Origin of the sequence: Myxococcus vastator, from assembly GCF_010894475.1 — a bacterium.
GTDB classification, from domain to species: domain Bacteria; phylum Myxococcota; class Myxococcia; order Myxococcales; family Myxococcaceae; genus Myxococcus; species Myxococcus vastator.
In genome coordinates this window covers 16,020-37,104 of the sequence record NZ_JAAIYB010000011.1, presented here as the reverse complement: position 1 = coordinate 37,104, position 21,085 = coordinate 16,020, and the positions used below count along the sequence as shown (strand labels likewise).

At 71.3% G+C, this 21,085-nt stretch carries 17 protein-coding genes; 8 read left to right on the top strand and 9 right to left on the bottom strand.

What is annotated here, in order from left to right; genetic code table 11:
* Positions 1 to 207: 207 nt before the first annotated feature.
* Complete coding sequence (locus G4D87_RS02190; protein ID WP_044276566.1) at positions 208 to 594, top strand: response regulator; 387 nt, start codon at positions 208 to 210, stop codon at positions 592 to 594.
* Positions 595 to 607: 13 nt separating this feature from the next.
* Here G4D87_RS02190 and rpe read toward each other — a convergent pair whose 3' ends face one another.
* Positions 608 to 1,267 (bottom strand): ribulose-phosphate 3-epimerase, encoded by a 660-nt coding sequence (gene rpe, locus G4D87_RS02185; protein ID WP_163777990.1) that lies wholly within the window; start codon positions 1,265 to 1,267, stop codon positions 608 to 610.
* A 173-nt stretch (positions 1,268 to 1,440) separates the two neighbouring features.
* Here rpe and G4D87_RS02180 point away from each other — a divergent pair, with 173 nt between their 5' ends.
* Positions 1,441 to 2,943 carry a GAF and HD-GYP domain-containing protein gene (locus G4D87_RS02180; protein ID WP_163777986.1) on the top strand — a complete coding sequence of 501 codons (1,503 nt, stop codon included), beginning with the start codon at positions 1,441 to 1,443 and terminating at the stop codon, positions 2,941 to 2,943.
* Between the two features lie 4 nt (positions 2,944 to 2,947).
* On the opposite strand, the gene pyk is transcribed toward G4D87_RS02180, so the two are convergent.
* From pyk to G4D87_RS02160, 4 genes are all read right to left on the bottom strand, one after another.
* Positions 2,948 to 4,381 carry a pyruvate kinase gene (pyk, locus tag G4D87_RS02175; protein ID WP_163777983.1) on the bottom strand — a complete coding sequence of 478 codons (1,434 nt, stop codon included), beginning with the start codon at positions 4,379 to 4,381 and terminating at the stop codon, positions 2,948 to 2,950.
* Between the two features lie 101 nt (positions 4,382 to 4,482).
* Entirely contained in the window at positions 4,483 to 5,403 is a 921-nt protein-coding gene (locus G4D87_RS02170; RefSeq protein ID WP_163777980.1) for a hypothetical protein, read from the bottom strand.
* A 118-nt stretch (positions 5,404 to 5,521) separates the two neighbouring features.
* Positions 5,522 to 6,979: an NFACT RNA binding domain-containing protein gene (locus G4D87_RS02165; RefSeq protein WP_163777977.1), complete on the bottom strand. Its 1,458-nt coding sequence runs from the start codon at positions 6,977 to 6,979 to the stop codon at positions 5,522 to 5,524.
* A 97-nt stretch (positions 6,980 to 7,076) separates the two neighbouring features.
* Entirely contained in the window at positions 7,077 to 7,325 is a 249-nt protein-coding gene (locus G4D87_RS02160) for an excinuclease ABC subunit A (protein WP_163777973.1), read from the bottom strand.
* 355 nt (positions 7,326 to 7,680) lie between these two features.
* Here G4D87_RS02160 and G4D87_RS02155 point away from each other — a divergent pair, with 355 nt between their 5' ends.
* On the top strand, positions 7,681 to 8,988 hold the full coding sequence (locus G4D87_RS02155; protein WP_163777970.1) for a glycoside hydrolase family 1 protein: 1,308 nt from the start codon (positions 7,681 to 7,683) through the stop codon (positions 8,986 to 8,988).
* A 67-nt stretch (positions 8,989 to 9,055) separates the two neighbouring features.
* Here the strand turns inward: G4D87_RS02155 and dusB are convergent, their stop codons facing one another.
* A complete protein-coding gene (gene dusB / locus G4D87_RS02150) occupies positions 9,056 to 10,069 on the bottom strand; it encodes a tRNA dihydrouridine synthase DusB (protein WP_163777967.1) in 1,014 nt (337 codons plus the stop codon).
* Positions 10,070 to 10,164: 95 nt separating this feature from the next.
* Here dusB and G4D87_RS02145 point away from each other — a divergent pair, with 95 nt between their 5' ends.
* The 3 genes from G4D87_RS02145 to G4D87_RS02135 all read left to right on the top strand — a co-directional run bounded on the left by G4D87_RS02145 (position 10,165) and on the right by G4D87_RS02135 (position 14,972).
* Complete coding sequence (locus tag G4D87_RS02145; protein ID WP_163777964.1) at positions 10,165 to 11,595, top strand: M50 family metallopeptidase; 1,431 nt, start codon at positions 10,165 to 10,167, stop codon at positions 11,593 to 11,595.
* A gap of 81 nt (positions 11,596 to 11,676) precedes the next feature.
* Complete coding sequence (locus tag G4D87_RS02140) at positions 11,677 to 12,741, top strand: acyl-CoA desaturase (protein WP_163777961.1); 1,065 nt, start codon at positions 11,677 to 11,679, stop codon at positions 12,739 to 12,741.
* A 197-nt stretch (positions 12,742 to 12,938) separates the two neighbouring features.
* The gene (locus tag G4D87_RS02135) at positions 12,939 to 14,972 is read left to right on the top strand and encodes a chloride channel protein (RefSeq protein ID WP_163778012.1); all 2,034 of its coding nucleotides are present in this window, start codon (positions 12,939 to 12,941) and stop codon (positions 14,970 to 14,972) included.
* Positions 14,973 to 14,984: 12 nt separating this feature from the next.
* On the opposite strand, the gene G4D87_RS02130 is transcribed toward G4D87_RS02135, so the two are convergent.
* Complete coding sequence (locus tag G4D87_RS02130; protein WP_163778010.1) at positions 14,985 to 16,193, bottom strand: glycosyltransferase family 4 protein; 1,209 nt, start codon at positions 16,191 to 16,193, stop codon at positions 14,985 to 14,987.
* Between the two features lie 190 nt (positions 16,194 to 16,383).
* Between G4D87_RS02130 and G4D87_RS02125 the strand changes: the two genes are divergently transcribed.
* Positions 16,384 to 16,905, top strand: a complete 522-nt coding sequence (locus tag G4D87_RS02125) for a GNAT family N-acetyltransferase (RefSeq protein WP_163777958.1) — start codon at positions 16,384 to 16,386, stop codon at positions 16,903 to 16,905.
* A 2-nt stretch (positions 16,906 to 16,907) separates the two neighbouring features.
* Here G4D87_RS02125 and G4D87_RS02120 read toward each other — a convergent pair whose 3' ends face one another.
* Both G4D87_RS02120 and G4D87_RS02115 read right to left on the bottom strand, forming a co-directional pair.
* The gene (locus tag G4D87_RS02120) at positions 16,908 to 17,438 is read right to left on the bottom strand and encodes a peroxiredoxin (RefSeq protein WP_163777955.1); all 531 of its coding nucleotides are present in this window, start codon (positions 17,436 to 17,438) and stop codon (positions 16,908 to 16,910) included.
* Between the two features lie 49 nt (positions 17,439 to 17,487).
* A complete protein-coding gene (locus tag G4D87_RS02115; protein ID WP_163777952.1) occupies positions 17,488 to 18,780 on the bottom strand; it encodes an amidohydrolase family protein in 1,293 nt (430 codons plus the stop codon).
* 179 nt (positions 18,781 to 18,959) lie between these two features.
* Between G4D87_RS02115 and G4D87_RS02110 the strand changes: the two genes are divergently transcribed.
* Positions 18,960 to 21,062: a protein kinase domain-containing protein gene (locus tag G4D87_RS02110; protein ID WP_163777949.1), complete on the top strand. Its 2,103-nt coding sequence runs from the start codon at positions 18,960 to 18,962 to the stop codon at positions 21,060 to 21,062.
* Positions 21,063 to 21,085: the final 23 nt, after the last annotated feature.

Sequence of the window (21,085 nt, the reverse complement as noted above, 5' to 3'; positions counted from 1 at the left end):
GGCGGTAGTACCCGAGCCGCCCAGCCGAGTCAACGTCCTCGGATCACCTTTTCTTCCGCCCCTCCCCGCCCAGAGCGAGCGGCCGGCCGGGCCCTGCCCGGGTGACCGCCGACTCCGCTTCCCAAGGACAAGAATTTCCTGTACTCCCGGAGAGTTTACCCCCCTGCGACATCCATGAGGCAGACTGCATTGTTGCACCGCGATGCCATGACGCCGCCCCCCGTCGTCCTCATCTCCGATGACGAGCCCCTCATCGTCTCCGCCCTCGCCCGCGAGGGGAAGCGCTCTGGGCTGAACTGCATCTCCGACACCACGTCCGAGCGCGTCCTGGAGCTCGCCCGCGAGCACCGGCCGGCCGTCATCATCCTGGACATCAACCAGCACCAGGACGGGCGCGACCTGCTCGCCCAGCTCAAGCAGGACCCCAACACCCGCGACTGCAAGGTCATCATCCTCAGCGCCGTCGAGGACCAGTTCACCCGCCACGTCTGCTTCGAGCTCGGCGCCGACGACTACGAGGTGAAGCCCTTCGACCCCACCTTCATGACCCGCGTCGCCCGGCTCGCCTCCTCCGTGGCGCGGCCTCGCACCTGACGTCCGCCGCGCCTCACGGGCGCAGCGAGCGGATGGCCTCCGCGTAGTCCTTCGCGCCGAAGACGTAGCTGCCCGCCACCAGCACCGTGGCCCCGGCCTCCACCACCCGCTTCGCCGTGGTGGCGTTGATGCCGCCGTCCACCTCGATGTCCACGTCCTTCAGCCCGCGCGCATCCAACATCCCGCGCAGCCGGCGCACCTTCTCCACCGTGGACTCGATGAACCCCTGCCCCCCGAAGCCCGGGTTCACGCTCATCAACAGCACCATGTCCACGTCGCCCAGCACCTCTTCAATGGCCGACAGCGGCGTGCCCGGGTTCAACACCACCGCCGGCTTCGCTCCCGCATTGCGAATCTGCTGAAGCGTCCGGTGCAGGTGCGGGCTGGCCTCCACGTGCACCGTCAGCACGTCCGCCCCCGCCTTCGCGAAGGCCTCTACGTAGCGCTCCGGCTCCACAATCATCAGGTGCACGTCCAACGGCTTCGTCGCCACCCGCTTGATGGCCTCCACCACCACAGGCCCAATCGTGATGTTCGGCACAAACCGGCCATCCATGACATCTACGTGAACCCAGTCCGCACCAGCGGCTTCAATGGCGCGGACCTCTTCGGCCAAGCGGCCGAAGTCACAGGACAAAAGCGAAGGAGAGATGCGGACGGGGCGGCGGCTCATGCCGCGCTTCATAACCGCAACCCGCGCGTTGGCTAAGGCCGAACGCACCGCGGCGACGCCCACTCGACAGCCAGTCACCCGCCAGGCGGCCCCCAAAGGGCAACGTGCTGTCTACCCATGATAGAACTTTGTAGCCCTTCGCGGCCCGCCGGCCGCTTCTCACGGAGCCGCTGGTGCTCGCTCAACCCGCCCCACTGCCCGAGCTGAACCGTCGCCTGGCGAAGCTCACGTCCATCCTGGATGTCGCGAAGGCCATGAGCGCCGAGCGCGACCTCGACCTGCTCCTGCCGCTCATCCTCTTCGAGGCCACCAAGGTGGTGGAGGCGGACCGCTGCTCGCTCTTCATCCTGGACCGCGAGCGCAACGAGCTGTGGAGCAAGGTGGCCCAGGGCTCCAAGAGCGAAATCCGCCTCCCGGTGGGCAGCGGCGTCGCCGGACAGGTGGCCCAGACAGGCGCCGTCATCAACATCCCCGACGCCTACGCCGACGCCCGCTTCAACCGCTCGTTCGACGTCTCCAGCGGCTACCAGACGAAGACCATCCTCTGCGTCCCCATGCGCGACGCCGGCGGCGAGGTGACGGGCGTCCTCCAGGCCCTCAACAAGCTGGACGGCGCCAGCTTCAACGCCGAGGACGAGGAGCTGCTGCTCGCCCTGGGCGCCCAGGCCGCGGGCGCCATCGAGAACGCCCTCCTCCACGAGGACATCAACCGCCTCTTCGAGGGCTTCGTCTCCGCCTCCGTCGTCGCCATTGAATCCAGAGACCCGACCACCGCCGGCCACTCCGGCCGCGTGGCCGACCTCACCGTGGCCCTGGCCCAGGCGCTGGAGCACCTGTCCACCGGTCCCTACGCCCACACGCGCTTCTCCTCCGGGGAGATTCAGGAGCTGCGCTACGCCTCGCTGCTCCATGACTTCGGCAAGGTGGGCGTGCGCGAGCCCGTGCTGGTGAAGGCGGAGAAGCTCTACCCCCACGAGCTCGAAGGCCTGCGCGCCCGCTTCCAGCTCGCCCGCAAGGACTTGCAGCTGCAGAGCTACCGCCGCCGAATCGCGGCGGTGAAGCTGCGCGGCCAGGCGAACCTGGCGGAAATCGAAGCCGAGGAGGAGGAGCGGCTCGCCCGCGAGTCGTGGCAGCTGGACGAGGTGCTGGAGTTCATCCTCTCCTGCAACCGCCCCACCGTGCTCGCGCAGGGCAACTTCGAGCGGCTCCACGAGCTGGGCGCGCTGCGCTTCCTGGATGCCCACGACAAGGCCCAGCCGCTCTTGCTGCCCGGGGAAATCCAGTCGCTCTCCATCGCCCGCGGCACGCTCTCTCCCGAGGAGCGCCGCGAAATCGAGAGCCACGTCGAGCACACCTACCGCTTCCTGTCCCAGATTCCGTGGACGCGCACGCTGCGCCGGGTGCCGGAGATTGCCTACGCCCACCACGAGAAGCTGGATGGCACCGGCTACCCGCGCGCGGAGAAGGCCATCCCCGTCCAGTCCCGGATGATGTCCATCTGCGACATCTACGACGCGCTCACCGCCAGCGACCGGCCCTACAAGAAGGCCGTGCCGCACACGCTCGCGCTCGACATCCTCCGCCGCGAGTCCGACGCCGGGCAGCTGGACCCGGCGCTCTATGCCGTCTTCATCGAGGCCGACATCCCCCGGAAGGTCCTCCAGGGAGTCAAGTAGCCGCTCAGCCCTGGATGGTGTGCAGGCGCAGGCTGTTGATCTTCCCCGGCTGGCCCACCGGCGCGCCGAAGACGATGACGATGCGGTCGCCCTTGCGGCCCAGGCCCCGCGCCAGGAGCTCCTCCTCCACGCGCTTCACCATGGCCTCCGTGTCCTGGATGGGCTCCAGCACGCGCGGCACCACGCCCCACAGCAGCGCCAGCCGGCGGCGCACCTCCTGGTTGGGGCTGAAGGCGACAATCGGCACCGTGGGCCGGTAGTGCGACAGCAGGCGCGCCGTCACCCCCGACAGCGTGAAGGCCGCAATCAGCGAGGCGTTGCTCGCCTTGGCCGCCTCGCACGCCACGCGCGCAATCACGTCCGGGAAGTGGTCGGGCAGCCCCAGCGGCGTCTCCAGCGCGCGCATCAGCGAATGCGTGGTGCGGGCGGAGGACTCGGCCGCCAGGATGATGCGCTCCATCATCTGCACGGACTCAATGGGGAACTTCCCGCTGGCCGTCTCGCCCGACAGCATCACCGCGTCCGCGCCGTCGAACACGGCGTTGGCCACGTCGCTGGCCTCGGCGCGCGTGGGGCGCGGGTTGTCAATCATGGAGTTCAGCATCTGCGTGGCCACGATGACGGGCAGGCCGCGCAGGTTGGAGCGCCGGATGATGTCCTTCTGGACGGCCGGCACCTCCTCGGGGGGAATCTCCACGCCCAGGTCGCCACGCGCGACCATGACACCGTCCGTCTTGTCCAGGATGGCGTCCAGCCGGGCAATGGCCTCCGGCTTCTCCAGCTTGGCGATGATGGGCACCGAGCGGCCCACCTCCGCCATGGCCTGGCGCGCGGTGTCGATGTCCGACGGCTGGCGCACGAAGGACAGCGCGATGAAGTCCACGCCCGCCTTGATGCCGAAGACGAGGTCCTCGCGGTCCTTCGGCGTCAGCGCCTCCGCGCGCACCGCCACGCCGGGCAGGTTGATGCCCTTGTTGTTCTTCAGCGTGCCGCCGTGGATGACCTGCGTGCGGATGAGCTTCTGCTTGTCCGTCTCCAGGACCTTCAGCTCCAGCAGGCCGTCATCCAGGAGGATGCGGTCGCCCGGATTCACGTCCGCGGCCAGGAACGGGTACGTGGTGGACACGATTTCGTCCGTGCCCGGGACTGTCTCATCCGTGGTGATGTGGAAGGTGCCGCCCTCCTTCAGCTCCGTGCTGCCCTTCACGAACCGGCCGGTGCGAATCTTCGGGCCCTGCAGGTCCCCGAGGATGCCCACCGCCTTGCGGACCTTCAGCGACGCGGCGCGCAGCTTCGCGATGTTCTCCGCGTGCTGCTCGTGGCTGCCGTGGGAGAAGTTGAGGCGAGCCACGTCCATGCCGTTCTCCAGGAGCGCTTCGAGCATCTCCTGGCTCTGGCTGGCGGGACCGAGGGTGCAGACAATCTTCGCTCTTCGCATAGAGCCCGTGAGGATGGGTTTCCCTTACGGCAGCGTCAAGCACGCTGCATGGGCCGCTTCGCTCGGTAAAACGGTAAATGAGCCAGCGAACAGCGCTGCGCTCAGCCGCGAAGCAGCACGCCCAGGTTCTCCCGCTCCCAACGCAGTGCGGCGGCGTAATGCGGGAATGTTCTCTCGCGCTCGCGAAAGGCGCGCGGGTGGTGCACGCGACGACCGCTTCGGCCCGTGCTCGGGAAGAGCTGGTGGAGCATCTCGTGGAAGACGATGAACTCCACGAAGTAGGAAGGCACGTCGGGGGTGTCCAGCGCCGGGTGGATGCGAATCTCACGCGTCTGGTGGTCGTAGACGCCCAGGCGGATGGACTTGCGACGGCGGCGCGGAGGCATGCGCCCCCAGCCAATCCGGGCCTGGATGAGGCCCTGGAAAAAATCGCGGTTGGTGGCGTCGTAAAGCGCCTGGAGGTCGAAGCAGCGCCCGCGCGGGTTGAGGTCCGCGTCGGATTCGCGGCGCAGCTGGCGGATGCGCGGCTGCTGACCGCGGATGTACTCGTCCAGGATGACGCCCGCGGCGCGGTGTCCCCGGCCCGCGTAGTCCGCCACCGCGCGCACCACCGGCTCCGGCGCGTCCAGGAACATGTGATGCAGCCGCAGCGCCAGCACCGCGGAGCCCCGGCGGAAGGACACCATGGTGGAGCGGTTGTCCGTCACCGACAGGCGCACCGGCATGCCCAGCTCCGCGCTCAGCCGCCACGCCAGCGACTCCGCCCGGGTCCACAGCTCCTCCCGCGTGGGCGGACGCGTGACGAGGCGGGGCGCCTCGTCGGGCAGGAGGTTGCGCTGCGGCATCGGCACGGGCGGTGCGACGGGACGCGGCGCGGGCGCCCCGGACGCGGCAGGTCCCCCCTCGGGCCGGGCGACAGCCGTTCCCTCCGCCGCGCGGCTGGCGGCGGAGAGGCCTCGAGGGAAGAGCGACGTCTGGCGAAATGGCTCGGGGGACACGCGGCTGCGCATCGTACCCCGCACTTCCGGGGACTCAAGGGCGGCGGTCCCCTGCCCGCCTCCTCACCGTCAGCCCGTCAACCGCGCTCACACGCAGCGTCCACTACAGGAGGGAGCGGCAGGCGAGCGTACGACGCGGGCCTCACGGCGCGGGCGGCTCCGCGTGCCGGGACTTGAGGAGCCGCTCCAGGCGCTCGGGCTCCATGCGCACCACGAAGGTCTTCTCGCGCGTGAAGGTCACCTGCCCCGGCGCGCCGCCCTTCACCTTGCGCACGAACTTCGCGGGCACGTAGCTCACCTCGCCGCGCGGCTCGCCCTTGGCCCCGGAGTGGTGCAGCGCCAGGTGCGCCGCGTCCAGCAGCACCTCCTGCGCCACTTCCTGCCCCTTCTCCAGCGGCAGCACCACGTGGCTGCCGGGCACGCCGCGCGCGTGGAGCCACAGGTGCCAGGGCCTGGCCACCTTGAAGGTGAGCGCGTCGTTGTCCTCCGCGCCGCGCCCCACCCAGATGCGCGCCCCGCCATGGCCCACGTACTCCTTGAAGGGCCGGCCCTCCCGCGCGCTCTCGCCTCCACTGGGGAGCTGCAGCACCTCCGCCTGCGACAGCAGCGCGGCGTCCTCCATCCGCTCGAGCTGCGCGAGCGCCTCCTGCGCGTGCGCCACCTCGCGCGCCAGCTCCGCCTCGCGATGGCGCGCCTGCTCCACGCCCCGCAGCAGCCGCCGGTACTGGTGGAAGCGCCAGTCCGCCTCCTCCTTCGGGGTGCGCTTCGGGTCCAGCGTCACCCGGACCTCCTTCGCGCCCTCCTCTGTATAGGCGGTGAGCACCGCCTCGGTGGCGCCCCGCTTGAGGCGGTAGAGGTTCTGCGCCAGCAGCTCGCCCACTTCGCGGTGCTTCTCCGCGTCCGGCCCGCGGGCCGCCTCGGCGCGCACCTTCTCCAGCGTGCGGGAGGCGCGCTTGAGGCGCGCGCGGTACGGCTGCGCCAGGCGGCGGCGGATGGTCTCCGAGCGGCTGGCCTTGTCGCGCGCTCCGAGCAGGCGCTCCGCGGCCTGGGAATACGGCAGCGCATCCCCGTCCTGGGGCGCGAGCCGCGAGGGTTGGCTCCGGGCCTTCTCGCGGGCCTCGGGAGGCGGCGGCTCCGGCGGCGTCCACGCGGCGCCCGGATGCAGGCCCCGGCGCTGCGCGAAGCCCTCACCGGAGAGCATCAGCACGCGGCCGTTGTCGCTGAGCAGCAGCAGGCCCCCGGGCGCGCCCACCTCCAGGATCAGCCGCCTGCGGACGTCCTCGCGCTCGAAGTCGAAGGCCACCACGCGCTCGGCGTCCATGAAGCGGGCGCCCTGGAGCTTGAAGCCTGTCAATTCCTGGCGCAGCCACCGCTGGAAGGGGGCGGGCTCGCCCGGCGTGGGGAAGCGCTCCTCCGCCACGGACACCCGGGCCAGGTCACCTTCCGCGCACAGGCACAACAGGATGGATCTGCCCGGGACGCGAAGCTCCACGTAGGCGAGCCTGGGAAGAGGACACCAGGCCTTCTGCGCCACCGCGCCGGTGAGGCGCTCCGCCAGCTCCGCCACCACCTGCTCCAGCTCCACGGGACGCAGCGACATGGGGCACTCCGGGTCCTGAAAACGAAAACGGCCCGGCGGGTTTCGCCGAGCCGTTCACCGGACGTCAACTACCGTCCGCTCATGACGACGGGACTGCTCAGGACTCCGGGGTGACCGGGGCCGCCGCCGCCTTGGCCTTCGTGGTGCGCTTGCGAGCCGGGGCCTTCTTGGCCGCCTTGCGGGTGGTCTTCTTGGCAGCCGCCTTCTTGGTCGCGGTCTTGCCGGCCGTCTTGCGAGCGGTCGTCTTCTTCGCCGACTTCGCCGCCTTCGCCGACTTCGACGCCTTCGCGGTCTTGGCAGCCTTCTTGGTCGCGGACTTCGCAGCGGTCTTCTTCTTAGCGGCCATCAGAATCCTCCGGTTCAGTGGTTGGCCCCAGTCAACCGAGGCCCTGCACTCTTCTTGATGGGAGTGAGTGCTTGAAGTGAATGGTACGGGCGACATGCCAGTGTGTCAACGCATGGTGATGTATTGCATCGCGTGCGAGGCCGATTTTTCGGCATCGAGCGCGTCCGGAGGTCCCGAACGCCACTTCGCGGACACTCGCGAGCGCATCCGAGGTGTCGCGCGCGAGGCCGAGTTTCCGGCGCCGGACACGTTCCGGCCCGTTTCGGGCGCGGCGTCGGCGCGCACCGCGGCGCATGCGCGCGAGCCACGCGGCGCTTTTCGCGCGTGGGGTGCGGCGTCTACGGTGCGCCACCACATGAGCGCCTCCGAGCAGACCTTCCCCGCGGACTTCACCTTCGGCGTCGCGACCGCCGCGTACCAGGTGGAGGGCGGCATCGAGAACGACTGGTCCGAGTGGGAGCGGGCCGGACGGCTGAAGGAGCCGGACGCGCGCTGCGGCCTCGCGGTGGACCACTGGAACCGCTACGAGGAGGACTACGCCCTGGCGCGGGCGGTGGGCGCCACCGCGTTCCGCATCTCCCTGGAGTGGGCGCGCATCGAGCCGGAGCGCGGGCGCTTCGACGAGGCGGCGCTGGAGGCCTACCGGGAGCGGCTCCTGAAGATGAAGGCCCACGGCCTGCGGCCGGTGGTGACGCTCCACCACTTCACGCACCCCACCTGGTTCCACCGGGACACGCCGTGGCATCAGCCGGCCAGCGTGGACGCCTTCCGCCGGTACGCGAAGCGGTGCGCGGCGCTCCTGGAGGGACTGGACGCGCTGGTCATCTCCTTCAACGAGCCCATGGTGCTGCTGTTGGGGGGCTATCTGCAGGGCGCCATTCCTCCGGGCATCGCGGATGGCCCCACCACCATGCGGGCCATGGAGAACCTGGTGCGCTCGCACGTGGCCGCCCGGGAGGAGCTGTTGTCCCGGCTGGGCCGCGTGGAGCTGGGCATCTCCCAGAACATGCTCGCCTTCGCGCCGGACCGCTGGTGGCACCCGTTGGACCGGGCGCTGGTGAGGCTCGGGGCCCAGGCCTACAACCATGCGTTCCACGAGGCGCTGTCCACCGGCGAACTGCGCGTCACCATGCCGGGCGTGGCCTCCACGCGCGCGGACATCCCCGGCGCGCGGGACTCCGTGGAGTTCATCGGGGTGAACTACTACACCCGCGCGCACCTGCGCTTCGTGCCGCGCCCGCCCTTCATCGAGTTCAAGTACCGGGACGTCCAGGGCCGGGGCCTCACCGACATCGGCTGGGAGGACTGGCCGGAGGGCTTCCTCCAGACGCTGCGCGACGTAAAGCGCTACGGCAAGCCGGTGTGGATTACGGAGAACGGCATCGACGACCGCGGCGGCGCCCGCCGGCCCCACTACCTTCACACCCACCTGGCCCAGGTGCTGGCGGCGCGCGCGCAGGGCGTGGACGTGCGCGGCTACCTCTATTGGAGCCTGCTCGACAACTTCGAGTGGCTGGAGGGCTGGGGCCCGCGCTTTGGCCTCTACCATGTCGACTTCGACACGCTCCGCCGCAGCCCCACGCCCGCGTGTGACTACTTCCGCGCCGTGGCCACCGGACGGAAGCTGGTGCCGCCGGACGCGCTCCACCCCTCGGGCGCTTGAGCGGCGCGCCGCCCACGGAGGGCACCGACTCCCTCCTTATATATAGAGAGCGGCGCCGTGCCCTCACTCAACCCAGGGCCGCGCGGTAGTCCACGTCCTGCTCTTCACCGGGGCCCGCGGCGTCCACCTGGGCCGCGGTGAAGAAGCGGCGCACGCAGTCCTCCACCGCTGACGGCACGTCCAGGCCGTTCACCTCCGCGCGGAAGGCCGCGGCGCCGTACAGGCCGTGGGCGTACCACGCCAGCTGCTTGCGGAAGGAGCGCACGGCGCCCAGCGGGTCCCCCATGAAGTCCAGGTGCGCCCGGAAGTGGGTGAGCACCAGCTCGCAGCGCTCACGCGGCGTGGCGGGCGGGCCCCCGAGCAGCTCGCGGAAGATCCACGGGTTGCCCAGCGCGGCGCGGCCAATCATCACGAAGTCGCAGCCGGTGGTCTCCCGCATGCGCGCCGCGTCCGCGGGCGTCTTCACGTCCCCGTTGCCGATGATGGGCAGCTCCGGGAAGTGGCGCTTGAGGTCGGCGATGACGCCCCAGTCCGCCTGCCCCGAATAGCCCTGCTCGCGCGTGCGGGGGTGGATGGCCAGCCCCGCGCAGCCCGCCTCCTGGAGCGCGCCGGCCACCTGGAGGTAGTTGAGGCTGCGGGCGTCCCAGCCCGAGCGAATCTTGCAGGTGACGGGCAGGCCGGTGGCCTCGCGGATGCGCCGGACGATGTCCGCCGCGCGGGGCACGTCACAGAGCAGGCCGCTGCCCGCCCCGTTCTTCACCACCTTCTTCACCGGACAGCCCATGTTGATGTCGATGATTTGCGCGCCCGCCTCGCGCCCCACCACCGCGGCCCGGGCCATGGCGTCCGGCTCTCCGCCGTAGATTTGGAGCGAGTAGGGCCGCTCCACCTCGGCGTCGTAGCGCAGGTACTTCAACGTCCGCTGGTTGGCGCGCATCAGGCCCCGCGAGCTGACGAGCTCGGTGGGGCAGAGCGCCGCGCCCAGGCGGAAGGCGAGCACGCGGAAGGGCATCTCGCTCACCCCGGCCATGGGGGCCAGGATGTACGGGTTGGGCAGGGTGTAGGGACCAAGCTGCGGCATGAGGGGCGGGGAACCTAGCGGATTCGCCAGGGACATGGAGGAGACGGTGCGCAAGTGCCTGCGCTCGGGGGTCCTAACGGTTAAGGTCCGTCCCCATGTTCCGCTTTCGGCTCGGGAGCATTCCCGTTGAAGTCCACCCCAGCCACCTGCTCGTGTCCGGCATGCTGGCCTGGAGCTCCGTCCCCGCGGCCCAGAACGGCTGGCCGTTCCGCCAGGTGGATGGGGCCCCCACCCTGGGCCACGCCAGCGCGATGGTCGTCTACATCCTGTCGTGGATGCTCATCGTCTTCGTGTCCGTGCTCATCCATGAGCTGGGGCACGCGCTGGCCAGCCGCCTGTTCGGCTACCGGCCGAGCATCGCGCTCGTCTGGATGGGTGGCCACACGCTCCCCACCGACGCGCCAGGGCCCCTGCCGTGGAAGCGGGACCTGCTCATCACCGCGGCCGGCCCCTTCTTCGGGTTGATGCTGGGGGTGACGAGCGGGGTGGGCTACGCCCTGCTCGAGGGCCGCTCGCCCGCGCTCGACTTCTTCCTGTTCACCTTCATGCTGGCCAACTTCTTCTGGGCGGTCCTCAACATGCTGCCCGTGCTCCCGCTGGACGGCGGGCGCATCACCACCACCCTGGCCACGCGGGTGTTCGGTCCCCGTCGCGGCTTCGTGCTGGCGCAGGGCCTGGCCCTGCTGGTGTGCGTGGGCGCCGTGGTGTTCGGCCTGAAGTCGGGCTGGCTGCTGCTCACCCTCATCTTCGCCATGTACGGCATGCAGTCCTTCCGCGTGGTGGCGGAGGCGCTGCGCGGCGGACAGGCCCAGCGCGAGGCCACACTGGAAGGCCCTCTGGCGGAGACGCTGCGCGAGGCCCGGGCCGCGCTCGACGCGGGCCGCATGGACGAGGCGCGCCGGCTGGGCGCGTCCGTGCTGGAGGCCACCGAGGGCCTGACGCCGCCGCTGGCCAGCCATGCGCACCACCTGATGGGCTGGCTCGCCCTGAAGGAGGGCCAGGGCCGCCAGGCGCTGGACCACTTCTCGCAGGTGCAGGGCCTGCCCGTGGAGCCGCACGCGGTGGCGGCGTCCTTCTCCCTGGTGGGTGATGACGCCCGCGCGGTGGAGTGGTGGAAGCAGGCGTGGCAGGCCTCGTCGGACCGGACGGTGATGCACGAGTACGCCGGCACGCTCATCCGCATGGGCCGCGAGCCGGAGGCCCTGAAGCTGCCGGGCCTGGACCCGGAGGCGGCGTTCTCCTGCGCGGAGCGGGTGCTCTTCATCCGGGGCGCGTACTCGGAGGCCGCGGCCGTGGGCGAGGCGGCGCTGAAGCACGCGCCCAGCGCCACGCTGGCCTATGACGCGGCCTGCGCCCATGCCCGCGCGCGCAACGTGCCTGACGCGATGCGGCTCCTTCACCGCGCCACGGAGCTGGGCTTCACCGATGGGGCCTATGCCGCCTCGGACGAGGACCTGGCGCCGCTCCATGGGTACCCCGCATTCGAGGAGTGGCTGACGGAGCTGCGGCAATCCGCCGCCTCCTGACAAGGGGATGACAGGCGGGGGTGTTGATGCGGGGCGAGGCTGAGCAGGTTCCAGCTCGGCCACCCAGCGCACGAGGCTCCCTTGCAGACACCGTCTCCAGCCCTGCCCGCGGCGGATGAGCGCCTCAACTGGCGCTCCTCCGTCCCCTTCTTCGCCGTCCACCTGATGTGCCTCTTCGTCTTCGCCGTCGGCGCGAAGCCGGTGGACGTGGCGGTGTGCGTCGGCCTCTACGTCGTGCGCATGTGGGGCATCACCGCGGGCTTCCACCGGTACTTCTCCCACCGGGCCTTCAAGACGGGGCGTGTCTTCCAGTTCATCATGGCCCTGGTGGGCAGCATGTCCGCGCAGAAGGGCGTGCTGTGGTGGGCGGCGCACCACCGCCACCACCACCGCTATTCGGACCACGCGGAGGACATCCACTCGCCCCTGCAGAAGGGCTTCTGGTGGAGCCACGTGGGGTGGATTCTCTCCGACAAGTACAACGACACCCGCCTGGAGGGCATCAAGGACTTCGCCCGCTTCCCGGAGCTGGTGTGGCTCAACCGCTTCCACCTGGCGCCGCCCGTCCTGCTGGCCGTGGCCCTCTACTTCATCGGCGGCTTCTCCATGCTGGTGTGGGGCTTCTTCGTCAGCACCACCCTGCTGTGGCACGGCACCTTCACCATCAACTCGCTCAGCCACATCTTCGGCAAGCGCCGCTACAAGACGACGGACACCAGCCGGAACAACTGGCTGCTGGCGCTCGTCACCCTGGGCGAGGGGTGGCACAACAACCACCACTTCCATCAGAACACCGCCAACCAGGGCTGGTTCTGGTGGGAGGTGGACCTCAGCTACTACTCCCTGAAGGTGCTCTCGTGGTTCAAGGTGGTGGAGGGGCTGCGGCGCCCCTCCCAGGCCACGAAGTACGCCTTCCAGAAGTACACCGACGCGGAGCGCGCGGCGCTGGCGGTCCCCACCCGCTTCTGGGGTGCTTCGGGCGCGCGCGCCCAGCTCGTGGCCACCAAGGCCGCGGGCGACGCGGCCCGGGCCGCCAGTGACGCGGCGAAGGCCGCGGGCGACAAGGTGCGCGAGGCCCTGACGGCCGCCGCGGACCACCTGCCCACCTCCGCGCCGCCGCCCTCCGCCCTGCTCAAGCGCCGGTAGCCGTTCGAAGCTGGAGCGAAACCGCGACGCGCCTGTCATGGGCGCGACCCGACGGCTGGCCGCCCTGCACACGTCCGCGTCACGAACCTTGAGCGGCGCCCATCCCACTGTTAGTGGGACCTGCAATGAATGCAGGGGATGTACCCGCATCAAGCGCGGCGGCCCAGCGCGCAATCTGGATGCAGCTGCGCGCGGCGATGGGCCGCTTCGCCCACGCCACGCTGAGAGCGTCCAACCGCTTGCGGCTGCCCGGCCCCTCCGTCCTCCCGGTGGCGGGCGCGGTGGTCGGCCTGTACAGCGGGCTGGCGGCGGGCATCTTCTCCAACCTCATCGGGTTGGTGAGCGGGCTCACCTTCGGAGCGGCCTCGCTGAAGCACACGCTCCGCCAGGGCCAGTTCCAGTCGCTCATGGAGGCGTTCGCCGCGGCGCGCTGGCATCCGGAGTACGCCTTCGTCGGCGTGCCCCTGGCGGCCGGCGCGCTGGTGCTGGCGCGCATCATCGAGCCGGGCGGGCCCCGTGACGAGGTGAAGCGCCGGCTGCGCCTGCTGGCCCTGCTGACGCTGGGCGGGCTGTCGCTCTACTACCCGCTGGTGGCGCTGTCCGCGCTCAACAGCGTGTTCGGACACAGCCACAACCTGCCCGAGGCGCTGCCCCACCTGCCCTGGTGGCTGATGCTGCTGGCGCCCACGCTGGGCGGCGTGGCGGTGGGCCGGCTGCTGCGGGACAGGCCCGAGACGCACGGCCACGGCGTCCCCGAGGTGGTGCGGGCGGTGAAGAGCGGCGCCAACGCCCTGCCGGCGGACCGGGGCCTGCTGAAGCTGGTGGCGTCCGCCATCACCATTGGCAGCGGCGGCTCGGCGGGGCGCGAGGGGCCCATCGTCTACGGCGGCGCGGCGTTCGCTTCCACCGTGGGCCGGGTGCTGGGCTTCAGCCGCAAGGAGCTGTCCATCCTCCTGGCGTGCGGCGCCGGCGCGGGCATCTCCGCGTCCTTCAACGCCCCCATCGCCGGCGCCGTGTTCGCGATGGAAATCATCCTCCGCGAGTTCGAGCTGCGCGTCTTCTCCCCCATCATCCTGGCCAGCGTGGCCGGCACCCTGGTGAGCCAGGGCGTCATGGGGGAGTCCGCCATGCTCCGGCAAATCCCCTACGAGCTGGTCAGCGGCGGCGAGGTGCTGGCCTACGCGGGCCTGGGCATCACCTGTGGGCTGCTGGCCTTCACCTTCGTGCAGCTGCTGCACGGCGTGGAGCACTTCTTCCACGGCCAGGGGAAGAGCCGGCTGTCCCCGTGGCTGGGCAGCAAGCCGCTCTCCCTGCGCGCGGGCCTGGGGGGCCTGTGCGCCGGCATCCTGGCCTTCGCCAGCCCCACCGTCTGGGGCAGCGGGCACGACTACATCAACCTGGCCGCGCTGGGCCGGCTGCCCTTCCTGTTCCTCATCACCGCGTGCCTGCTGAAGCTGGTGGCCACGGCCGTCACCATCGGCTCGGGGGGCTCGGGCGGGACGTTCTTCCCGGCGGCGCTCATCGGCGCGATGGCGGGCGGCGCCTTCGGCACCCTGGTGCACTACTTCTTCCCGGTGAGCACCGGCCCCAGCGGCGCGTATGCCCTGGTGGGCATGGGCGGCGCGGTGGCGGCGCTCACCCGCGGCCCGCTCACGGGCATGATGATGCTGTACGAGCTGAGCGGGAACCACGACATCATCCTGCCGCTGATGGTGACGTGCACCATCGCCTCCGCGCTCTGCCACTACCTCACCGAGCGGAAGACACCGAAGGTCCAGAGCGACGCGGACCTGCTGGAGGCCACCCCGGTCCGCTCGCTGATGACCCACCTGACCCCTGTGCCCGCGGGCACGCCGCTGCGGGCGCTGACGGACCTGCTGCTCACCTCCGAGGCGGGCACCCTGCCCATCCTGGACACCGTGGGCCGCATCTACGGTACCGTGCAGGTGGAGCAGCTGCGCGAGGTGTGGCGCGACGAATCCGTGTACCCGCTGCTGGTGGCCAGCGACCTGGCGCGCAAGCTGCCCGCGCTGGCCCCCGACGCGAACCTGGCCCACGCCCTCCACGTCATGGACCACGAGGACGTGGACGCCCTGCCCGTCAGCGTCCCGGTGGGCAGCCCCACCTGCGGGCTGCTCACCCGCGCCGCGGTGCGCAGGTTCCTCTTCGCGCAGCACGCCCAGGCCCACGCGACGGGCGACTATCCCGTTAGCCCCACCGAGGCGAGCTGACGCCCCACCCGCTCAGTGCGTGGGGGTGCCCGCGGGAGTCAGCGCCTCCCGCGTGCCCATGAGGCTGGCGTAGGCGGCGAGGTAGCGGCTGGCCATCCGCCGGGGCGTGTACGTCAGCGCCCAGGCCCGCGCGCGCAGGGCCAGCCGGGTGCGCAGCCCGGGGTCTTCGCGCAGCCGCTCCAGCGTCTCCACCAGGGCCTCCACGTCGTCCGGGGGCACGAAGCACGCGGCCCCATCTCCCCACACCTCGCGCAGCGCCGGAAGGTCGCCCAGCACCAGCGCGCAGCCGGACAGGGCCGCCTCCAGCGCGGTGAGGCCAAAGGGCGCGTACCGGGCGGGCAGCACGTAGATGGACGCGCGCGACATCCACTCCGCCAGGGCATGCGGCTCCAGGTGCCCCATCCACTGGAGGTGACGCGGCTCCGCCTTCCGCTCGGAGGGATGGCGCGCGTCTCCCACGAGCCGCACCGGCCAGCCCAGGCGGGGCGCGGCGGCGTCCAGCACGGCGACGTTCTTCGCGGCGTCCCACGGACTGCCCACGCTGAGGATGAAGGGCTCCCGCTCCGAGCGGGGCGGCACCCGGTCCGCGCGCCGCGCATGGGGGATGACCTCCGCGGCGGGCAGGGGGCCATAGTGCAGTTGGAGGGAGTCGAGCAGGTCCCGGCTCGGCGTCACCACCCGGCCCGCGGCGCCCAGGCCCGCGGTGACGGCCTCGCGATAGCGCGCATGGCTCGCGGGCGCGTCCTCGCCCTTCACCGCCCGCCACCAGGACAGGCTGCACGCATGCCCCACCACCAGGGGCGGGTGCAGCCACGGCAGCGCCCCGTGCACGTAGCCATTGAGGTGCACCACGTCCGGACGCACCCGGCGCTCCAGCGCGAGCAGCCAGTCACCCGCCGAGCGCACGTCGTCCCACGGGTCCTCCATCCACTCCAGCCGGAAGCGCCCTTCCTCCACGGTGAGGTTGGGGAGGCCTCGCGCCTCCGCCCACTGCGCGCCGGTGAGCGGCGCCCCCATGGTCGCCAGCGTCACCTCCACCCCGTGCGGCGCGAGCGCCCGGGTCAGCTCCAGCGCGTACGTCCACACGTCGCCCACGGCGTCGGCCGTCATCAGCACCCGCCGCACCGTCCGGCTCGACGTGACGTCATGGCCCCGCGCATGCCCGCCACCATGGGGTGGGGCATGGGGCTCCTGGCCTTCCGCTCCACTCGCCATGCGCATCCGCAGACTGTTCATGGTGTCCCCCCCGCCGAGCCCCGGACTCGTGGAGGGCAACGTAGGCCGAGCGCCGCCATGGGAGGATTGCCCCACCGCGCCCCTCCGTGCATGACAGCCGATGGAGGGCGGGACGCGGAGACACCCTGGCCGGCGGACGTCCAAAGGGTCATGCTGGGAACACGAGAGGCCCTCCATGGAGATTCTCCGAGCGACTCCGTCCGAGCACACGCTGCTTCGAAACCTCTATCCGCTCTACCTCCACGACCTGAGCGAGTTCGGCGTCGACTACGCCCTGGACGAGCAGGGGCGCTGGCGGCCGGACTTCCTGCCCACGTGGCTGGTGCCCGCCCCCGAGGTCCACCCCCTGCTGCTGCGCTGGGAGGGCCGCGTCGTGGGCTTCGCCTTCGTGGGGCAGTCCCCCTTCCCCTACATGACGCCTGGACGCGACTTCCGGATGAGCGAGTTCTTCATCCTGCGGAATGAGCGGCGCCTCGGCCTGGGCCGGCTCGCGGCCAGGGCCGTGTTCGACCGCTTCCCCGGCATCTGGGAGCTGTCCCAACTGCCGCGCAACCGCCCCGCCATCGCCTTCTGGCGCGGCGTCATCGACGAGTACACGGGGGGCGCCTTCGAGGACACCTTCATCGATGGCGCCCCTGCCCAGGTCTTCGACAGCCGGCGGCGCGTGGCGCGCGCGCAGGGACGGTCGCCGCGCTGACGCTACTTCGTGCCCGACTCCGGCGCCTTCGCGTCCGCGCCAACCGGCTTGCGCAGCGGGCACGCGACAATCGCGCCGTTCGGGTTGATGGCGTCGCTGCCGGACTCGACCTTGAGAATCTTCAGGTCCTCGCCCACGACGAACGTGTACCGCTTCGGAGCAGACAGCAGCGGCATCTTCACGTCATAGGCGGAGACGATTTTGCCGTCCGGGTCGGGGATGAAGGGGAACGGCGCCTTCAGCTCGGCCTTGAAGCGCGTGAGCGTCTCCGCGTCATCCATGCTGATGGCCAGCACCTGCCCCTGCGCCTTCTCCACGTCCGCGTACCGGTCCCGGTACGCCTTGAGCTCGCGGGTGCAGCCTCCGGTGAAGGCCTTGGGGAAGAAGGCCAGGATGACGGGGCCCTTCTTCACCAGCTCCGACAACGTGTAGACGTTCCCCGCGGAGTCCTTCGCCGTGAAGTCCGGCGCCGTCTCTCCGGCCTGGGGAATGGCACCGCTGAAGAACCCCGCGACGAGCAATGGGACGAGCATGGGCGGGACTAGACAGGACATCCCGCCCCCGGAGCAAGCCAGCGGCGAGCTACTTCTTCGCCGCCTCCGCCATCCGCGCCCACACCGCCGACGCGGCCTCGCGGGCCTGCTCCGCCACCACGGTGGGGCTCACCGACAGCGGCCGGCGCGCCCACATGCGCCACACGCCATCCACCATCACCGCCTCCACGTGCCGGCTGCCCAGGCCGAACACCACGTGCCAGGCCAGGTTCTCCGCCGTCAGCGGCGTGGCCGGCAGGTAGTCCAGGATGAGCAGGTCCGCGAGCGAGCCCTCGCGCATGGGCCCCACCGGCGCGTCGAAAACCTGCGACGCCAGGCGGTGCCCGTTGGCCAGGTAGCGCAGCACGTCGATGGGCTGCCCCGCCTCGCGTGAGCGCAGGTACGCCGCCTGCGCCTCCGCGAACAGGTCCGCCGACACGCCATCCACGCCCAGCGTGGCCCGGGCCCCGAACTTCAGCGCCGGCGCGTAGCCCACCTCCAGCCCCTGGTTGGCGCGCGGCGTGTGCACCAGCCACGCGCCGGTGGCAATCACCTGCGCCAGGTCCGCCCAGTCCAGGTGGCCCACGTGCGCCAGCTGGCTCTTGGGTGACAGAAGGCCCGCGTCCAGCAACCGCGACACCGGCGAGGCCCCGTAGTGCTCGTTGGACAGGCGCTCATCGAGCGGGTCCTCCGCCAGCGGCAGGTGCAGGCCGCCATCGCCCAGCGCCTTCAGCGCCTCCGACAGGCCCGTCAGCGCGTCCGGCCCCAGCGTGAAGCACGGCGCCGCGCCCACCTGTCCCCGGAAGCGCCCCTTCGCCTTCTTCGCGAAGCTGACCGTCTCCTCCAGCCCCTCCTCGCGGCCGAGCGCCCCCTGCCGGTCCGACACCGCGTAGGCGAGCACGCCGCGCACGCCCACCTCATGGAGCCCGCGCGCCAGGCGCACCAGCGAGCCCGAAATCGCCTTGGGCGACGAGTGCAAATCGCACACGGTGGTGGTGCCGCACTGAAGCGCCTCCAGCCCTCCGGCACAGCCCGCCACCTGCACGGCGTCCAGGTCGAGCGCGTTCTCGTACGGCCAGGCCACCTGTTCGAGGATGTCCTGGTAGGTCTCCAGCGGCGGGCGGGGCATGCCACGGCCCAGCACCGCGTGCAGGCGGTGGTGCGCGCTCACCAGCCCCGGGAAGACGAGCTTGCCCGACAGCGCCACGACTTCGTCCTCCGCGCCAGGCGTCAGGTCCGGCCCGCGAGCGACGATTCGCTCTCCTTCGATGCGCAGGTCCACGCGCTCGACCAGCGCCGGCTCCAATTCGACGACATAACCACCCTTGAGGACTGTGCCCAACCATCCCTCCGGCCGCAGCGCGTGCGTGTGTCTGGGCCACCTCCCGCCAGGCCCACGAGACAGGCAGGACGTTAACATTCCCGCTCCCTCGCGCGAGCGGGCAGGTAGCGGGCCCCCACCCGCCGTAATGGCCACAACACTGTGCGCGGAGGGGCGCCTACACGTAGACTGCGCGCACTTTGGAGCTGGCGCAGAACCCCAATCAGGTGGGTCGCTACCGACTGTCCGCGCGCATCGCGACCGGCGGCATGGCGGAGGTGTACCTGGGCCGCCGCGTCGAGGACGACGGCAGCCGTGGGCCGGCGGTCGCGGTGAAGCGGTTGATGCCGCACCTCGCCTCGGACCGGCGCGTGGTGCAGATGTTCCTCAACGAGGCCCGCATCACCGCGCAGGTGCGACACCCCAACGTCGTCACCATCATCGAGCTGGGCATGGAGGGCACCGAGCCCTTCATCGCCATGGAGCTGCTGGAGGGACGCTCGTTCGCCGAGCTGCGCCAGGAGGCCGCCGAGCACGGACACCGCGTGCCACTGGGCATCACCCTGCGCGTGCTGGTGGAGGCCTGCCGGGGGCTGGACGCGGCGCACCGCGCCGTGGATGAAGCGGGCCGGCCGCTGCGCATCGTCCACCGCGACTTCACGCCCGACAACATCCACGTAGGTGTGAATGGCGCGGTGAAGGTCATCGACTTCGGCATCGCCAAGGCGGACGCACTGGGCTCGGGCACGGAGCCCGGCATCCTCAAGGGCAAGTTCTTCTACATGTCGCCGGAGATGATCGCCGGCAAGCCGGTGGACCACCGCGCCGACCTGTTCGCCGCGGGCGTCATGCTCTACGAGCAGCTCTGTGGCCGCCGGCCCTTCACCGGTCTGTCCGCCGACGAGGTGCTGGGCCGCATCGCGGAGGGACGCCCCAGGCCGCCCACCGCCTTCGACCCGTCCGTACCCACCGCGCTGGAGCTGGTGTGCCTCACCGCCCTGGCCCGTGAGCCCGCCGCGCGCTTCGACAGCCTGGAGGCCTTCATCGCCGCCATCGAATCGATTGGTGGCGCCGCGGAGATGGCCACGCCCGAGCAGCTGGCCGCCTACGTGGACTCCATCTTCCCACCGGACCGCGACCCCAAGCGGCTGGCCCTGCGGCGCGCGCGGCTCGCGGACCCGTCTCACGGCAGCACGCCGGCGCCCCACCCCCGGCCCCTCCTGGGCGGGGTCGACGCGCCCACCGCGTGGCCCCAGGTCTCCCGGACCACGAACCCCGACGCGGCGACGGTGGCGGGCGCCACGCGGAAGGCCCTCGCGGGCACGGCGGTATCCACCGCCCAGGGTGAACACGCCACGAGCAGGCGGCGCTCACGACGGGTTCCACTCCTCGCGGGCGTGCTCGCGGTGTGCGCGGTGGGCGCGGGCGCGACGTGGTTCCTCACGCGCCCCGCCGCGCCTCCCGCCGCGCGCCTGGCCCGGGCGGAGGCCGCCACCACGGCGGAGGCGAAGGCGGCGGCCCTGGAGGGACTGGCCTCCGATGACCGGGCGAGCGCGGAGGAGCTGCGCCGGGCGGGTGCGCTGCTGATGGAAGCCGGCGCGCACGAGGAGGCGCTGGCCCTGGCGGATGGCTTCGTGGCGCGCTTTCCCAAGGACGTCGAGGGGCACCTCCTCGCCGCGCGCGCCGCCACGGAGCTGCGACTGGGCAAGCGGGCCGAGCACGCCCTCGAGGACGCCACCGCGCTGGCCCCCAAGGACCTCCGCCCACCGCTGGCGCTGGCCGAGCTGCGCGAGCGTCAGGGGGACATCCCGGGCGCGCTGGCCGCGCTGGCCACGGTCCATGCCCGGAAGCCCGGCTCCTCCGACGTGACGCCGCGCTACGGCCTGCTGCTCTCGCAGAGCGGCCGGCTGGATGAGGCCGCCAGCGTGCTCTCCGCCTGGACGCGCTCCCACGATGACGCCGCGAGCCTCGCCGAGCTGGGCTTCGTGCGCTTCCGGCAGCAGCGCGTGGACGAGGCCGCCACCCTGCTCAAGCGCGCGCTTCGAAAGGCGCCCAGGCTCGCCGTGGCGCACTACTACCTGGGGGCCGTCCTCTTCCGGCAAGGCGACACCGCGGGCGCCGAGCGTGCCTACGTCGAAGCGGACCGGCTCGCCCCCGAGGACCCCCGAGCGCTGGCCTCCCGCTGCCAGCTCCACGCCCACACCGGAGACACCGCGGGTGTCACCGAGGTGAAGCGCGCCTTGTCCGAGCGCTTCCCGACGCGCGCGGAGGCCCTGGCCGCGGAGTGCGTCGCGGTGAAATGACGCCAACACTTCGTGCGTCCCGG

Bases quoted from the DNA above. Each gene is read 5' to 3' on its own strand.
- G4D87_RS02145 (WP_163777964.1), top strand. From the start codon at position 10,165: ATGTTCCGCTTTCGGCTCGGGAGCATTCCCGTTGAAGTCCACCCCAGC.
- G4D87_RS02125 (WP_163777958.1), top strand. From the start codon at position 16,384: ATGGAGATTCTCCGAGCGACTCCGTCCGAGCACACGCTGCTTCGAAAC.
- G4D87_RS02155 (WP_163777970.1), top strand. From the start codon at position 7,681: ATGAGCGCCTCCGAGCAGACCTTCCCCGCGGACTTCACCTTCGGCGTC.
- rpe (WP_163777990.1), bottom strand. From the start codon at position 1,267: ATGAGCCGCCGCCCCGTCCGCATCTCTCCTTCGCTTTTGTCCTGTGAC.
- pyk (WP_163777983.1), bottom strand. From the start codon at position 4,381: ATGCGAAGAGCGAAGATTGTCTGCACCCTCGGTCCCGCCAGCCAGAGC.
- G4D87_RS02160 (WP_163777973.1), bottom strand. From the start codon at position 7,325: ATGGCCGCTAAGAAGAAGACCGCTGCGAAGTCCGCGACCAAGAAGGCT.
- G4D87_RS02135 (WP_163778012.1), top strand. From the start codon at position 12,939: ATGGGCCGCTTCGCCCACGCCACGCTGAGAGCGTCCAACCGCTTGCGG.
- G4D87_RS02120 (WP_163777955.1), bottom strand. From the start codon at position 17,438: ATGCTCGTCCCATTGCTCGTCGCGGGGTTCTTCAGCGGTGCCATTCCC.
- G4D87_RS02190 (WP_044276566.1), top strand. From the start codon at position 208: ATGACGCCGCCCCCCGTCGTCCTCATCTCCGATGACGAGCCCCTCATC.
- dusB (WP_163777967.1), bottom strand. From the start codon at position 10,069: ATGCCGCAGCTTGGTCCCTACACCCTGCCCAACCCGTACATCCTGGCC.
- G4D87_RS02130 (WP_163778010.1), bottom strand. From the start codon at position 16,193: ATGCGCATGGCGAGTGGAGCGGAAGGCCAGGAGCCCCATGCCCCACCC.
- G4D87_RS02165 (WP_163777977.1), bottom strand. From the start codon at position 6,979: ATGTCGCTGCGTCCCGTGGAGCTGGAGCAGGTGGTGGCGGAGCTGGCG.